The sequence below is a fragment of the Symbiopectobacterium purcellii genome (genome assembly GCF_052050035.1).
Taxonomy (GTDB): Bacteria; Pseudomonadota; Gammaproteobacteria; order Enterobacterales; family Enterobacteriaceae; genus Symbiopectobacterium; species Symbiopectobacterium purcellii_A.
Window position 1 is genome coordinate 5,054,349 of record NZ_CP189882.1, and the last position, 13,558, is coordinate 5,067,906.

The 13,558-nt window shown below is 49.0% G+C and carries 19 protein-coding genes and 2 pseudogenes; 11 read left to right on the plus strand and 10 right to left on the minus strand.

Annotation, left to right across the window (positions count from 1 at the left end):
* Positions 1-5: 5 nt before the first annotated feature.
* From ACQGXV_RS34305 to ACQGXV_RS34325, 5 genes and pseudogenes are all read right to left on the minus strand, one after another.
* Positions 6-1,380 (minus strand): annotated as a pseudogene (locus tag ACQGXV_RS34305) (replicative DNA helicase).
* The gene (locus tag ACQGXV_RS34310) at positions 1,377-2,123 is read right to left on the minus strand and encodes a replication protein (protein ID WP_440864501.1); all 747 of its coding nucleotides are present in this window, start codon (positions 2,121-2,123) and stop codon (positions 1,377-1,379) included. Before ACQGXV_RS34310 ends, ACQGXV_RS34305 begins: the two are co-directional and overlap by 4 nt.
* Before the next feature lies 1 nt (position 2,124).
* The gene (locus ACQGXV_RS34315) at positions 2,125-2,349 is read right to left on the minus strand and encodes a hypothetical protein (RefSeq protein WP_440864502.1); all 225 of its coding nucleotides are present in this window, start codon (positions 2,347-2,349) and stop codon (positions 2,125-2,127) included.
* A gap of 13 nt (positions 2,350-2,362) precedes the next feature.
* Positions 2,363-2,818 carry a toxin YdaT family protein gene (locus ACQGXV_RS34320; protein ID WP_440867797.1) on the minus strand — a complete coding sequence of 152 codons (456 nt, stop codon included), beginning with the start codon at positions 2,816-2,818 and terminating at the stop codon, positions 2,363-2,365.
* A gap of 55 nt (positions 2,819-2,873) precedes the next feature.
* Positions 2,874-3,071 carry a Cro/CI family transcriptional regulator gene (locus ACQGXV_RS34325; RefSeq protein ID WP_440867798.1) on the minus strand — a complete coding sequence of 66 codons (198 nt, stop codon included), beginning with the start codon at positions 3,069-3,071 and terminating at the stop codon, positions 2,874-2,876.
* A gap of 81 nt (positions 3,072-3,152) precedes the next feature.
* Between ACQGXV_RS34325 and ACQGXV_RS34330 the strand changes: the two genes are divergently transcribed.
* Both ACQGXV_RS34330 and ACQGXV_RS34335 read left to right on the plus strand, forming a co-directional pair.
* Entirely contained in the window at positions 3,153-3,554 is a 402-nt protein-coding gene (locus ACQGXV_RS34330) for a helix-turn-helix domain-containing protein (RefSeq protein WP_440864503.1), read from the plus strand.
* 285 nt (positions 3,555-3,839) lie between these two features.
* Positions 3,840-4,052 (plus strand): hypothetical protein, encoded by a 213-nt coding sequence (locus ACQGXV_RS34335; protein WP_440864504.1) that lies wholly within the window; start codon positions 3,840-3,842, stop codon positions 4,050-4,052.
* Between the two features lie 13 nt (positions 4,053-4,065).
* Here ACQGXV_RS34335 and ACQGXV_RS34340 read toward each other — a convergent pair whose 3' ends face one another.
* Positions 4,066-5,277 (minus strand): IS256 family transposase, encoded by a 1,212-nt coding sequence (locus ACQGXV_RS34340; protein WP_440862551.1) that lies wholly within the window; start codon positions 5,275-5,277, stop codon positions 4,066-4,068.
* 433 nt (positions 5,278-5,710) lie between these two features.
* On the opposite strand from ACQGXV_RS34340, the gene ACQGXV_RS34345 reads away from it, so the two are divergent.
* The 9 genes and pseudogenes from ACQGXV_RS34345 to ACQGXV_RS34385 all read left to right on the plus strand — a co-directional run.
* Complete coding sequence (locus ACQGXV_RS34345; RefSeq protein ID WP_440862584.1) at positions 5,711-6,076, plus strand: IS630 transposase-related protein; 366 nt, start codon at positions 5,711-5,713, stop codon at positions 6,074-6,076.
* A complete protein-coding gene (locus tag ACQGXV_RS34350; protein WP_440862665.1) occupies positions 6,000-6,533 on the plus strand; it encodes an IS630 family transposase in 534 nt (177 codons plus the stop codon). Before ACQGXV_RS34345 ends, ACQGXV_RS34350 begins: the two co-directional genes overlap by 77 nt.
* Positions 6,534-6,846: 313 nt before the next feature.
* Complete coding sequence (locus ACQGXV_RS34355; protein ID WP_440864505.1) at positions 6,847-7,152, plus strand: hypothetical protein; 306 nt, start codon at positions 6,847-6,849, stop codon at positions 7,150-7,152.
* A gap of 10 nt (positions 7,153-7,162) precedes the next feature.
* A complete protein-coding gene (locus ACQGXV_RS34360) occupies positions 7,163-7,618 on the plus strand; it encodes a hypothetical protein (protein ID WP_440864506.1) in 456 nt (151 codons plus the stop codon).
* Positions 7,619-7,649: 31 nt separating this feature from the next.
* Positions 7,650-9,380, plus strand: coding sequence for an exodeoxyribonuclease VIII-like protein (locus tag ACQGXV_RS34365; RefSeq protein ID WP_440864507.1), 1,731 nt, complete (start codon positions 7,650-7,652; stop codon positions 9,378-9,380).
* A complete protein-coding gene (locus ACQGXV_RS34370) occupies positions 9,377-9,934 on the plus strand; it encodes a siphovirus Gp157 family protein (protein WP_440864508.1) in 558 nt (185 codons plus the stop codon). Before ACQGXV_RS34365 ends, ACQGXV_RS34370 begins: the two co-directional genes overlap by 4 nt.
* Before the next feature lie 391 nt (positions 9,935-10,325).
* Entirely contained in the window at positions 10,326-10,544 is a 219-nt protein-coding gene (locus ACQGXV_RS34375; protein ID WP_440864509.1) for a DUF4224 domain-containing protein, read from the plus strand.
* The gene (locus ACQGXV_RS34380; protein ID WP_440864510.1) at positions 10,544-10,948 is read left to right on the plus strand and encodes a hypothetical protein; all 405 of its coding nucleotides are present in this window, start codon (positions 10,544-10,546) and stop codon (positions 10,946-10,948) included. The genes ACQGXV_RS34375 and ACQGXV_RS34380 overlap by 1 nt, the downstream gene beginning before the upstream one ends.
* A gap of 174 nt (positions 10,949-11,122) precedes the next feature.
* Positions 11,123-11,852: pseudogene (locus ACQGXV_RS34385) on the plus strand (tyrosine-type recombinase/integrase); the annotation flags it as partial.
* Positions 11,853-12,134: 282 nt separating this feature from the next.
* Here ACQGXV_RS34385 and ACQGXV_RS34390 read toward each other — a convergent pair.
* The 4 genes from ACQGXV_RS34390 to ACQGXV_RS34405 are packed head-to-tail and all read right to left on the minus strand — an operon-like array spanning position 12,135 to position 13,552.
* A complete protein-coding gene (locus ACQGXV_RS34390) occupies positions 12,135-12,395 on the minus strand; it encodes a hypothetical protein (RefSeq protein ID WP_440864511.1) in 261 nt (86 codons plus the stop codon).
* Positions 12,392-12,769 (minus strand): hypothetical protein, encoded by a 378-nt coding sequence (locus ACQGXV_RS34395; protein WP_440864512.1) that lies wholly within the window; start codon positions 12,767-12,769, stop codon positions 12,392-12,394. Before ACQGXV_RS34395 ends, ACQGXV_RS34390 begins: the two co-directional genes overlap by 4 nt.
* Complete coding sequence (locus ACQGXV_RS34400) at positions 12,754-13,290, minus strand: lysozyme (RefSeq protein ID WP_440864513.1); 537 nt, start codon at positions 13,288-13,290, stop codon at positions 12,754-12,756. Before ACQGXV_RS34400 ends, ACQGXV_RS34395 begins: the two co-directional genes overlap by 16 nt.
* On the minus strand, positions 13,277-13,552 hold the full coding sequence (locus ACQGXV_RS34405; protein WP_440864514.1) for a hypothetical protein: 276 nt from the start codon (positions 13,550-13,552) through the stop codon (positions 13,277-13,279). Before ACQGXV_RS34405 ends, ACQGXV_RS34400 begins: the two co-directional genes overlap by 14 nt.
* Positions 13,553-13,558: the final 6 nt, after the last annotated feature.

Consider the following 13,558-nt stretch of genomic DNA (forward strand, 5'->3'; position numbering starts at 1 on the left):
CGCGTTTAAAATGGGGCTTTCAGTTGCTGGTTTCTTACTGGTTTTGGTTTATGGGCCTCCCGGGTAATACGTGTGGCTTCTTTGGCGACTTCATGGTCGGTATCCAGAAAGTGGCCGTTCTTGAACTCCTGATAAACAACACCGTTTTCACCGAACCGGTTTTTACCCACGATCACCTCTGCATAACGGGCTGCGGGGCTTTCCGGGTTATAAACTGCTTCGCGGTACAGCAAAATGATGCTGTCTGCGTCCTGTTCGATTGAACCGGAATCCCTCAAATCCGACATGATCGGGCTGACGGTTGCCCGCCGGGCGTTCATCGACTTTTCGTGACAACTGGCTGAGTGCAAAACACGGCGTGTGCGTACGCATTGCCAGTGTTTTCAGACTGCGTGATATGTGGCCTACAGCGAGATCGTTACGCTCTGCGGTTGGTTTTTTTATCAGGCCCAGATAATCAACCATCGTCATGCACAGATTTGGGTACCGGCGCTTGTGGGTTTCCGCAACCGCGCTGATCTGGTCAACGGTTAAATCAGTCGCGTCAACAATCCAGATATCGCGATCTTTTAACGTTCCCAGCGCTGCGTTAATGCGCGCCCAATCCTCGTCACACATTTCGATAGGCTTTCTCAGCTTCGACACGGGCAGATTGCCAGCGGCGGCCACTGAACGTTCAACCATTTGCTGTGATGACATTTCCATGCTGAAAATCAGCGCGCCACCGCCTTTTCGGGTAGCGCCCTCGACAACCTTAAGGGCGAACTCTGTTTTGCCCATACCGGGCCGCCCAGCGATAACTACGAGGTCTGTCGGGTTAAACCCGCCAGTAATGGAATCCAGTTCGGCGATCTCGCTCATCAGGTTGGGGGTGGCGATCGTTCCGTTCAGGCGCTTATCAAGCAGGTCAATGTAATCGTCAATCAAATCGCCCATGCGTACCGGTTGCACATTGCCGGTGTCAGAGGTCATGTCAATCAGGGCAGAAACAGCGGTCTGGATCACTTCGTCCCGTTGCTCCTGATTGCGGGCACCGCGCATGGCTTCAGCGCTGTCCTGTAGCAATTGAGCCATTTTTCCGCTGCGCCAGCGCTTCGCCAGTATGTTCGCAAAGCCTTTTAGGTTCGGCAGCGTTCCCGGCATGCGGGTAACGTCCATCAGCATCGGCAGGCTGTCAGCGCCCAGCGCTTCGGACACCAGCATGGTGTCGATCACGCCATGGCCCAGCGCCTGTTTTTTTATTTCCCGGTAGGTGTCCTGATAAAAACGCAGGCTGAACGCTTCTTCCGGTGTTACTGCGATCACGTCGAATGCGTCAGGCGATGCGCCACCACGCAACAAGCCACTGAGTACGCACGCTTCCAGTTCCTGCTGGTTCATAAACCACCTTCCCGCGTTTTCACCAGCACATCAGAGCGCAGCAGGTAATCAAATCCTGCCCGCCAGCCTCGAGTGTTATCACCGAAATAAAACGGGCTGGCCGTATCCGAAAACGTGGTGAAGTAGGCCCGTACCGCGTTAAGCGTTGGCTCGTTGAGTTCGGAAATGATCCGCTTGATGCCTCGTTTTCGTTTTTCGTTGAGTTGCTGAACCTGAGGTAAGCGGTCGCCCAGAATGTCGTTGAACGCATCCGCTACGGCCTGGTACTCGATTCGGGTTTTGCCGTTTTTGTTTTCAGAAGGATCGGCCTCCTCCCCCTCCTGGGGGTTAGGGGGTATATCTGTAGTAGTCTCTGTATGAAAGAATGTGGAATTTCCCGCATCTGGCTTGCTGGTTTTCCCCATCCTTGGATGTGGAATTTCCGCATCCAAGGATGTGACGCCAAGTAACTGATATAAAACGGGTATATCAATCTTGTAAAACAACTTAGCCGGAACGCCTTTTTTCTGCTCGAGCAACACGCCAAGGCTGCGTAATTTTTTACGTGCGCCCTCTTGTTCGTAGCGCGTTAACCCGGTTTCGTCTTCCCACTCATCCTGAGTTTTATAAATCCATCCGTCTGCCGTTCGCATCGTCCAGTAAACCAACTGCGACAACATGAGCGCGCCAGTAATGCCGGTACCGATACGTACAAAACTACGCTGGAAAGCTACCGGGCGATCTAACATCTGCAAAATATCCACGTCACACCCCCAGCGCTTCAGCGATTTGTCTGCATGCTGCCTGATACTGCTCCGGTGTCAGGTTATGCTGCCTGAGTTCCATTTTGCGCTGCTCGTACTGCTCCCAAACGGACAGTGCTGCAACCCTGCGTCCCTCGAAAATGGGCTCAACATCTGCAACGGTCGCAGGTGCCCCATTTACCCGGAAACCATTCCGGTAGGTGATTCGGTCGATTCTGGTAAGCATTGGTCTTGCCTCATTAAGCGGTGGTCATCCGCATGTTTTTCTGCGATACGGCATGCATGGCCCCGCATGCCATTTCTATTCGCTGAGTCACGTCACGATCGTTTAGCATCACGGCAATAACGGCGGTCGAAAACTCACGAATTGCCACGGTTAGCAGGTATGTCGTGCCCGTTTCGCCAAGCAGTCGGGCGCGGCGCTCTGCGGGTAGCACCGTGTGAAATATCGGTGCAAGTGCCTCGAGCTTTCGGTATGACGCCGCTGTATCAGCACGCAGCCAGCGAAATAACTGCTGCCTGTTGTTGTAAATGGCTTTCCAGTCAACAGCGCCATTGAGTTCAATCGGATAGAGACGGATCGCCGGATCACCGCCACTCTCAAAAAATGCCCGAGTTACTTCAATCGCTACCGACTCCTGACCGGCATCAGCCGCCCATGCTTCGATCTCATCTTTTAATGCCTGAATGTTCATTGCGTCTCCTGTCGCAAGTTGATTATTGATAATCAGATTTTTGAAGCAGCACCGATTAGGCTGCATCTGTCGAACGGTTCTCATACCACGCGGGATCGTATTTCAGTTCCCCGTTAGTGAGACGTTCCAGGCGCGCGGCACGGCGTTCGGGGATTACGTGGCCCCAACGGGATACCGATGCTTGTGAAACTCCAGCCGCTTCCGCCAGTTTGGTTTTGCTGCCAAAGAATTTTATTGCGTCGTCTTTTAACACATTCACCTCCATTCAACTTAACTTTGATTTGGAATTTATGACTTAATAAATACTAAGTCAACATAATTTATATTAAGTCCTATGAAAACGAATGAACTGCCAGAGCGTATTAGAGCGCGTAGAACCGAACTCAACATGTCACAGCAACGATTGGCCGATGCTGTGAATGTCTCCCACGTCACAATTTTCAAATGGGAAAACGGCGATACGGAGCCGAAAGGAAAAAACCTGTTTACCCTGAGCAAAGCACTTAGATGCTCTCCGACATGGTTACTTTTTGGAGACGAGGCAAGCCAACCAACCCCAGCGCCAGAATTACCTACCGTTTTAGATGAAAGGCAGCGAAGACTTATTTATCTATTTGATTCTCTTCCTGAATCTGAGAAAGAACGTCATATTTCAGAGCTTGAGGAAAAAGTTGATGGCTTTAATACCTTGTTTGAAGAGCTATTAATCGCAAGAAAAAAAACTAATAAAAAATAATCTAAATATCATTGGGTTATTCTTAACTCACCTTTTAACTTAACTTTTTGAAAGCTAAATCGCTTGCCAAAACCCTTACTTTTAGTTAAGGTTTGCCGCATCGGTAGCGAACAATCCCGTTCGCCGCGAGGCAAGACCAAGACCAGCGCAGTAGTTTGGGTGACAGTTCTGACACCCCGGAAAGACGGGCGAGTTACGACCGAAGCAGCAGGAACCTAGCCGCCTGACAGAGGAATAAAGCAGGCACAATTAACACGTTCTGTTTTAACAACAGATGGAGGCACCATGACCGAACAAAGTCCGAAAGAAGAAGTCATCGTTATCGATGGGCAAGAATACCCGATGCGTGCAGTCAGCCTGCTTTACAACGATATCGCCGAAACACTGCTGGCGATTGTCAAAGAAATGACATTGCGAGGCTGGTCAGAGGAAGTGATTAGAGAACGTTGCATGACCGCGGCAACATGTGCGGCCGAGTCTGTAAAGAATTTTGTGTAAATGGCTCCATTGCTTAACCGGAGATTCGTTCTCCATACATCAACATGAATTGGCTCATAGCAGGTTTCCAGTCTCTGATTGGCAAGGTCCATTTAGCAGAGATATTATGCAAGGCTAGATAGAGTAATTTTATCACCGAGTCATCCGTTGGAAATATTCGTCGCGTTTTCGTTATCTTGCGCAATGAAGCATTTAACGACTCTATCGCGTTGGTGGTGTAGATAACCTTGCGGATCTCCGGCGGAAAGTCAAAAATGACGATGAGACGTTCCCAATTATTTCTCCACGACGGGCTGATCGTCGGGAACTGTTCATCCCATTTGGCCGCGAAGGCATCCAGGGCCTCTTCAGCGCCCTCTAGCGTTGCGGAACTATAGATGGTGCGCAGGTCAGCAGCAACGGCCTTACGCTCTTTCCAGCCGACGTAGCGCAGCGAGTTCCGCACCTGATGCACAATGCAGAGCTGTACCCGCGTATGCGGGTAAACAGCTTCAATGGCATCAGGAAAGCCTTTCAGGCCATCGCAGCAGGCGACGAAGATGTCCTTTAGCCCACGATTTTTCAGTTCTGTCATCACAGATAACCAGAACTTGGCCCCCTCAGTTTTGGCTATCCATAGCCCCAGCAGCTCTTTTTCGCCCTGGCCGTTGACGCCGAGGGCCAGATAAACAGACTTGTTGGCCACGGCTCCGCCGTCCTGGCTTTTGACAACAATACAGTCAAGGTAAACAATGGGATAAAGCGCATCCAGCGGCCGTTGCTGCCAGCGCTTAACTTCATCCATCACAGCATTGGTCACTTGAGAAATGAAGCCAGCGGAAACATCGACCCCGTAGACTTCTTTAAAGTGTGCCTGAATATCACGGGTTGATAACCCTCTGGAATAGAGAGAAATAATGCGGTCATCGAAGCCGTTAAGCTGTTTTTCGTGCTTACCGATCAGTGTCGGCTCGAAGGTACTGTTGCGGTCGCGCGGAATATCGAGCTCGATCTCCCCATTTTGGCTACGTACGCTCTTGGATGTCTTGCCATTGCGTGAGTTGCCTGAATGATTACCAGCCGGGTCATGCTTAGCATACCCAAGGTGCATCTCCATCTCAGCTTCAAGAACCCGTTCCGCCAGTCTTTTAGTCAGCACCTTGAGTAGGCCTGATTCACCCAGCAGATCCTGAGGGGAGTGACAATCTTGAAGCAGTTGGTCAATAAGTTCGTTGCTGATAGGCATTTTGTTATCCTTTGAAGGTTTTCCTCAAAATGCCATTTACACAGATTATTTTACAGTCTCGTGCGGCCAGGGCCTATCTGGTGCTAATCCCTAAAAGGATCCGTTCGCGTCCTCATCTCGCTTCTGGCGGAGCAGAGCAATTTCCTCGTACTTGATTTGTTTCAACGTCTCGGCAATTTGTTTTTCCAGAGCTAATGCCTCACGGCAGTAATGATCAAGCGGTGGTCTGCTATTACAGGGAATAGCGAGATAACCAATAACAAGTTCTTGCACCGTTAGCTTTGTGTTTATTTTAGTTTTCCTCTTTGTTTGTGGTGAACAGAGGATACCACGAGCCGGGCGTGATGATGTATCCCGGTACCAATTACGTAGCCACAGCGGGAAAGACCGCCCCAATATAGCTAAACGACTTAATTTTGATTACATTATTTAAATGAGCTATTCAATTGATTTTAGACGTAAAGTGATATCTACACGGAAAAACGAAGGGTTGAGTATCCGAGAAACAGCGAAGCAATTTCGGATTGGCCCTGCCTCTGTATCGCGTTGGATTAATCAAATAGAGTCAAAAGCATCGACCACGCGTCAGCGAAAGATCGATAAATCCGAGTTGATAAAAGATGTTGAACAATATCCAGATGCTTACCAAAAAGAACGTGCAGAGCGTTTTGGCGTTTGTCAGAAGGCCATTTGGCAAGCGCTTAAAAAGCTGGGATTGACCTATAAAAAAAACTCTACGTCATCCGAAAGCCGACGAAAACGCCCGGCAGGGATTTCAACAAAAAAAACAACAGTATGAAAAAGAAGGTAAACCTATTGTTTTTATTGATGAAAGTGGTTTTTCACACGATGCCCCACGGACTCACGGCTATTCCCCAAAAGGTCAACGGTGTTTTGGCCTGAAGAACTGGGGAGCTAGGGGAAGAACAAATGTTATCGGCGCTTTATTAGGCACAACGCTGTTTGCTATCGGATTATTTGATATCAATATTAACAGCGATGTTTTCTATGCCTGGGTCACACAAGTCCTTATCCCAGTACTCCCTAAAAACAGTGTAATCATGATGGACAATGCCACTTTTCACAAAAAACATAATATTCAACAAGTCATCATCGATGCAGGGTATATGGTGGAGTATTTGCCTACATATTCGCCAGATCTTAACCCAATTGAGCATAAATGGGCACAAGCAAAAAGCAAAAAAAGAGAGATGGGTTGCGATACAGAGAGTTTGTTCTCAGTCCATATGGTGTAATCAAAATTAAGTCGCTTGGCTATACCAGGAAAGGCGGTCGTAAGTTCTGGGCCAGCTTGGGCAGTAAAGCGACGTCGGATAGCGTAACCGAGCTGCAAGTGTTGCTGTGTGTCGTTTCGGCGGTGCGGAGTCGTCCAGGCCAATCCCCCGCTTTTTAGTAGACGTAAAAAAGCCCACCGTTAGGCAGGCTTCTTTACCCCGGTTCTCCGACCAAAGATCACCGGGATGTAAGAGAGGGACCAACCTCCCTTACGAGGCAAGACCAATACCAACCTAAGCCGATACTGATCGGCGTGATTATACGAGGTTCGCTATGAAAGCGCCAGAAATCACCGTGAAGTTGTACATCCATTTCAACACCCATTTAGAAAAAATCGAAGCTGTAGCGTGTGACATGTCACACCTTCAAGGCTGGTTCCTTTTGGGTACCCACGATGTAACCATTCCCGTTCCGCCACACTCCCCTATCGATCTGATTGACCGCCAGATTGAATCACTCAAAAACCAGCAATCAAACGTGTTGGCCGACTCACTGGCGAAAGACCGGGATATTGAAAAAGAAATCCAGAGCCTGCTGTCCATCAAGGAAGGCGCTAACTCTGACCATCTGAATAACTGAGGTAAGACCAATGCCAATTTTTATCTTGCTGTACACGCCGAAAAAGTCGGCACAGAAAAACGGCGCTGTTCCGTTAGTCATCGCGCTGGATGAAAAAAACAAGAAGCTGGCTGAGATGGGCGCTACTTGGCAACTGGAAAAAGAGTTTCCCGGTGCCAGCGATAACTTTTTCAAACCTGAAATCACCGAGGATAAAGTGGGTTCGCCCCGCCCGCCCGTTGGTGTGTTTGATGAGAGATTCCCGCAAGAAAATGAATTGATTGATGGCGTATGGCGTCGTAAAGAAACGCAGCCGCAAACCAACCCGAATGACCTGGTTAATTTCTCTGCACTGCCATTAAACGAAAAAGCCGCCGCGCTGGTACTTTACGGACAGTATGAAATTATAGCCAAGCGACATTATTTTGATAACAGCCAGCTATGCTTCTTTGCCGCATATCAGGGCATAGGATGTAATCATTTTTAAGTCGGTTGGCTATAACGAGCACGAGCATTCGATGATTTGTGATTTCCTTGCCGACGACGATCAGGATCCTAATTCAGCCACCATTATTGATGCCCTGTCACAAAATCAGGCGCTGGCGCAGATGTACCCGCAATCATTGCTCGAATTGGTACAGGCCATCCACAAGCAATTCCCCGCGCCGTCAGAATCCCCGCTGCGTGTTATTAAGTTCGTGAATGATTGGGTAAGCAAGCCATCCGATCACCCACAACAAACAGCCGCTAATAACACTCCGGCCGCCAATGACTCGCCGTCAGAAATCGCAGGTTTAGACCATGATCGCCCCTATCCGCACACTTACCGCACCTTGAGCCGTGAGGTTGCTATTGCGCTGGCAAATGATATTGACGATCCGTGGTCTGTCAGCAAGGAGCAAACTGACAAGGGCGATAAACTGATTCAGGCTGATGATGAAGCCTATAAGCGCTGGTCAACCCAATTAAGCATTGTCGAAAAAGTGCTAACCATTCCGCGCCCGGTTATTTTCGCTCTGATCGCTCAGGCCAAAAAGCACCCTGCTCTTGCTACCGATCCAAACGGTCGCAAGCATTTTGTTGATGATTTTCTCACAGCATGGCGCGCCACCCAGCCGGAACCAGAGACACCAGCACCGGATGCTAATAGTGTGCAGGTAAGCAATCTGGGTGAAGGGCGTTCCTCCGTTGATGGTCTGGTCGGTTCCGCCCCCTCAAATCAGGGCGAAAAAGCGGAAGTGCGTGAAGCAGCTACGGCAGAGACTACCGCGCAGCAGGCAAAAGAAACCCTCGATAAAATGGGCTTTGGCGTATACGCCACCGAACCCGAAACGCCAGCACCAGCACCAGCACCAGCACCAGCACCAGCAGATGATTTTCAGTCCCGCGCCGCGGCTGTTGAATCAGAAATTGCAGAGAAACCCGTTACCGAGCAAGAGAATCTCAGCATCTGGAAGCGCGTACAGCGTACCGATCCACGCTACACCAAACCGCTGACGGGTACCGGTTTTGAAGGTACCAGCATCAACAGCGAATACATGATCATGCGGGCTACCGAAATCTTTGGCCCGGCTGGTAGCGGCTGGGGCTATCGCGTTCTGGAAGAGAAAATGATCCCCGGTGCGCCGCTGAGTGAAGCGCTTTATGACGACAACAAAAAATTCATCGGCACAAAACTACTGCGTGATTCTGACGGCTCGCTTATCTGTGAGTTGAATCACTCGTTGAAAATCGCCTTTTGGTACCTCAACGATGAAAGCGAGCGTTCAGAGATCGAGGCTTACGGTGCCACACCGTACATGTACAAAACCAAGCATGGGATTAAAACGGACTCGGAAGTCATCAAGAAAAGCCTCACTGACGCCATCAAAAAGGCGCTCTCTTTGCTTGGTTTCAGTGCCGATGTGTGGCTTGGCATGCATGACAACCCCGAGTATGTAGCCGAAAACGAGGTCGAGTTCAAAATTAAGAACGCCAGCGATAAAGCCGAGGACACCGTGCGGCTGCGTACTGAACTAGATGAAAAATTCACCAAGAACGCGGCCACGCTGGAAGGCGCTGTCAGCGTCAACGAGGTTAATAAAATATTCAGCACCGTCGCCCGCGAACTGGAAGTACACCGCAAGAGTGCCGATGCCAAAGGCGATAACGAATATACCAAATACCTGGCCGGGCGCTTGCGTCGCCTGAACCAGATTAAAGACGAGCGCATTGCAGCGCTTAAAGCCAACGAAGGAGAAACAGCATGACAACAATCGCTATTGCACTGGCAAGTGATATGCAGAAGCTCCAGCAGCTTCTGGAAACCTCCGACGACATTACGCCGGAAATGATCGCCGATACCATGGAATGTATCGAAATGGCACTTGCGGACAAATTGGATGCGGCTTACATCCATATTCGAAATCTCGAAGGGCAGGCAAAGACCTGTGACGAGGAAGCCAAGCGTCTGGCTGAACGTAAAAAATCGTTTGAAAAACACGCCAAATCCATCAAACAGTATGTTTTAAACTGTTTGATGGCATCTGGGCGGAATAGTCTGAAAACAACAACCAACACCTTTACGGTACGAAAGGGTTTACCAAGTGTGATTGTTGATAATATTGACGCAATCCCTGGTGATTTTGTCGATACTATCGCCACAACCACCGCCAAGAAAAAAGAAATTAAAGAAACTATTGAAGCAGCGGAAGCTGCTGCTGCCGAGATCATAGCCCGTGGGGAAATACCACCTGACGAACTACTGAACCCTGTTCCCGGCGCGCACATTGAAATCGGGGCGCGATCGCTGCAAGTCCGTTAACGCGAGGCAAGACCAATGCTACGAATCTTTGCCCAGCGTGGCGATAAGATACACTTTAAACTCCCTGACGGTTCAGACGCAATGATCGGAGTGACCGCCCGGGGTTATTTAGAGTTTCATTTCCCCCAGACAGTGCGAATTACGCGTGAAAAAAGGAAGCCCACCGAGTTGATTATTAATAATCAGAAATCATAACCCCACCCAAATAACATGGTGGCCTTTACGGAGGTCACCATGCAGCGATGGAAACCAGGCGAATGCCTGTTATCAGAATTTGACATCAAGATCGGACGGCTTGCCGCCAGCGTGAGAAAGAAAATCCTCACGCAGCAGGAAATAGACCAGGCCTGCGCGCTTGCCGACTCCATTATTAACAACCTGAGGCAAGACCATGAGCGACCTATTAAGCGACGACGAATTAATAGAACTGACGGGCTATAAGTACCCGTCCAAACAATGCGAGGCATTGGCAAGAGCGGGGGTATCATTTGTTGTGCGGCGTGATGGCAGACCTCGCGTTACTTGGTCTCACGTTAATACAGTGTTGAACGGATCCACCACCAGCACACCAATAAGCGAAGAAGAACAGCCCAATTTCGAAGGTATTTAATGGGACGGAAACGCATAAACCCTGAGGATAACAAACTGCCGCCAAGGGTAAGGAAAAATCATTACAGTTATATTTTTAAACCAGTAGGAACAAAAGAAACCATTACTCTCGGCAAAATACGGGATATGTCGATCGCTCAGGTGTGGGAGAAATACGAGAAATTAATAAACTCACAGCGCGACATTGTGACATTTCAGCGCCTGTGGGAAATGTTTCTGGATAGCGAGTATTACAAAGATCTGGCACCTAGAACGCAGTCCGATTACCTCAAGCACCAGAAAAAACTATTTCACGTATTTGCCAAGATGAAGGCCGACAGTATTAAGCCTGAGCATGTGCGCCGATTTATGGATTTGCGAGGGAAAAGCTCACGGACGCAAGCCAACCAGGGCTTTGTTGAATAATTTAAGATACTGATTTATATAAGCATTATAAAATTTCAACGACTAATTTTTCCTCTCGGAATGCTTTTTATTGTGCTAACTATTTGATTTGTCGTTCTAACAAAATACATTCTCTGTAAATGCATTCTAACTAAAGAAGATGTAAATCAAACGGTTAAATTATTCAACAAAGCCGCCAACCAGGAGCGCAGCAGCATGTCTCGCGTATTCAAATGGGGATATGAGCGCGGTTATGTTCGTGGCAACCCGTGCGCTGGCGTGTCGAAATTTTCGGTAAAAGCGCGCGATGTGTATATCACTGATGCTGAATATCTGGCGATTTATAGCCAACCGACTTAAAAATGATTACATCCTATGCCCTGATATGCGGCAAAGAAGCATAGCTGGCTGTTATCAAAATAATGTCGCTTGGCTATACCAGGAGGCTACGCCAGCACTTCAATGCGCCATGGAGATTGCCTATCTCTGTGCAGCAAGGATCGGTGATGTGCAGGATTTGGAATGGCGGCAAGAAACTGATTTGGGTTTATTCGTGCAACAGGGGAAAACAGGCGTTAAGCAGATCAAGGAGTACACCGACAGGCTGCGCGCAGTTCTGGATCAGGCGCGTTCATTGGGTGGGAGGCGTTACATCATCGCCAATAAGTTCGGTGACAAATACAGCCATAAAGGGCTTAACACGCTATGGGTTAACGCACGCCGGGAAGCTGGTAAAAAACTTGGTTATGAACTTGTCTGCCACTTCCACGATCTGAAAGCCAAAGGGATTTCTGACTACGAGGGCAGCAGCCGAGATAAACAGGTTTTTAGTGGACACAAAACCGAAATGCAGGTGATCACCTATGACCGCAAGACCAAAATCAGCCCGACGCTTGATTTACCGCTAATCAATAAAAGTGAATAATCATGCAGTTAAGGGAAATGGATATACCAACAAAATATACCAAGTGAATACCAACAGGGAGAAAAGCAAGATGGGAAACTACAGATAAGTGCTTGAAAAAAGTGGCGGAGGAGGTGAGATTCGAACTCACGGAGCTGTTACACTCGGCGGTTTTCAAGACCGACATAAAAATCGTTAAAAAACAATTAACTATTGTATTTTATTGGTATATATCACAGAAACATAGATGTCATTATCAATGAGTTACGTAGTAGTAATCACTCAAATACCAAGCTTTTATCTTCACTTACACGCATAAATAGCCGCCTCTAATTCCTTCTCGTAACCTATGCGCTGGTGACGTTCTGCACGTAGTGCCCGCATCTGCTGATCGATGGGCGCGCCTATTTTTAAGTGGTCAACAGCGAAAGCCGGTTTTGATACCTCGGCAGTTTTACACGGTACCGGAACGGGTACTTTCAATTCAACATAAACAGGATCCTGCGTCGTGTTTTTGCTACAGCCAACCAGCACCAAAGCACCTACCAGAATTAAGCGCCTCATTTCGAACGCTCCCGCCGTAGCTCATCATCAAACGCCACTGAAGCAGCGGCGCACGCTTCGCCCTGGGTTTGTTCATACAGAACGGCATTGGCGGCGGCATAGTCCGTCTGTGCCGATTTGCGGGCTTCCTCTTGTTTTGCTTTCGCGCTGGCTTCTCGCAGGTCTGCTAAAAGTTTTAACGCCGTCACGCCGTTGTTTTGGGCTGCTATCGCCGCATCCTGCTGGCGCTTCTCCGTTTTGCAGGTTGTTAGCAGCCCATTGAGGTTATCAATGGTGGGTTGGTGGTGGCGCGCAGCCAGCCAGGCACCCGCGCCAACAATGGACGCCAGCGCCAATAACACAATGACAATCTGAGCGATTATTTTGACAGGCATAACGCGCGTTCCTTACCTCTGCGATCAACCAGCCCCGGTAATATTTGCCCGCCGCCGTACACCCAGCGCGACAACTGATCGCATGCAGCGGAATAGAACGGTATCAGCAACAGCTTATACATCGTGCTTCCCAAAAACTTGGAGCACCCGGCATTGAAAATAAATGAGCCAATACCATCAAAAACACCCTGAGGTAATCGGAAACCGAGTTTGCTTTCAACATTCCGCTCAAGGCAGTTCTGTGCATCCATGGCATCATTAGCGAACCAACGTGCAATTTGCGGATCATCCACCACAGGATTCAGGCCGACGCCCTCACCCGTATGCCCTATCCCCTGCGTTGCAATTCGGGCCGGACAAAGGTACGGATCACGTCGGCATCCTTCGGCATTTGCCATAACTTCCAGCGCCTGCTGGCTGAACCGTAACCCGTTCCCGGATCGCATATCTGGGGCGATAGACATCACCAGCGCGATGATTGCGCCGATGGCACAGGTGATAATCGATTTACGCTTGTTCATCGGTACCACCTTTTAAGTTTTTGGTGGCCGCGATGAACTCTTTAGGTGTGATTTGTTGGTTATCGACAAGGCGCGCGAGTATCTCCGTTTGTCTTCGATTTGCCTCAGCAATCGCCTTGTTTTTTTTGTCGTTAGAAAGGTAAGTACAAACGGTGAATATTGCGGTAAACATCGCACCGGCGGCAAAGATAATATCCTGTAGTGACAGTGCCGCCAGTACGCCCGTCAACCAGCCCCAAAAGTATGACCCTTTGTCATTCATTTGCAT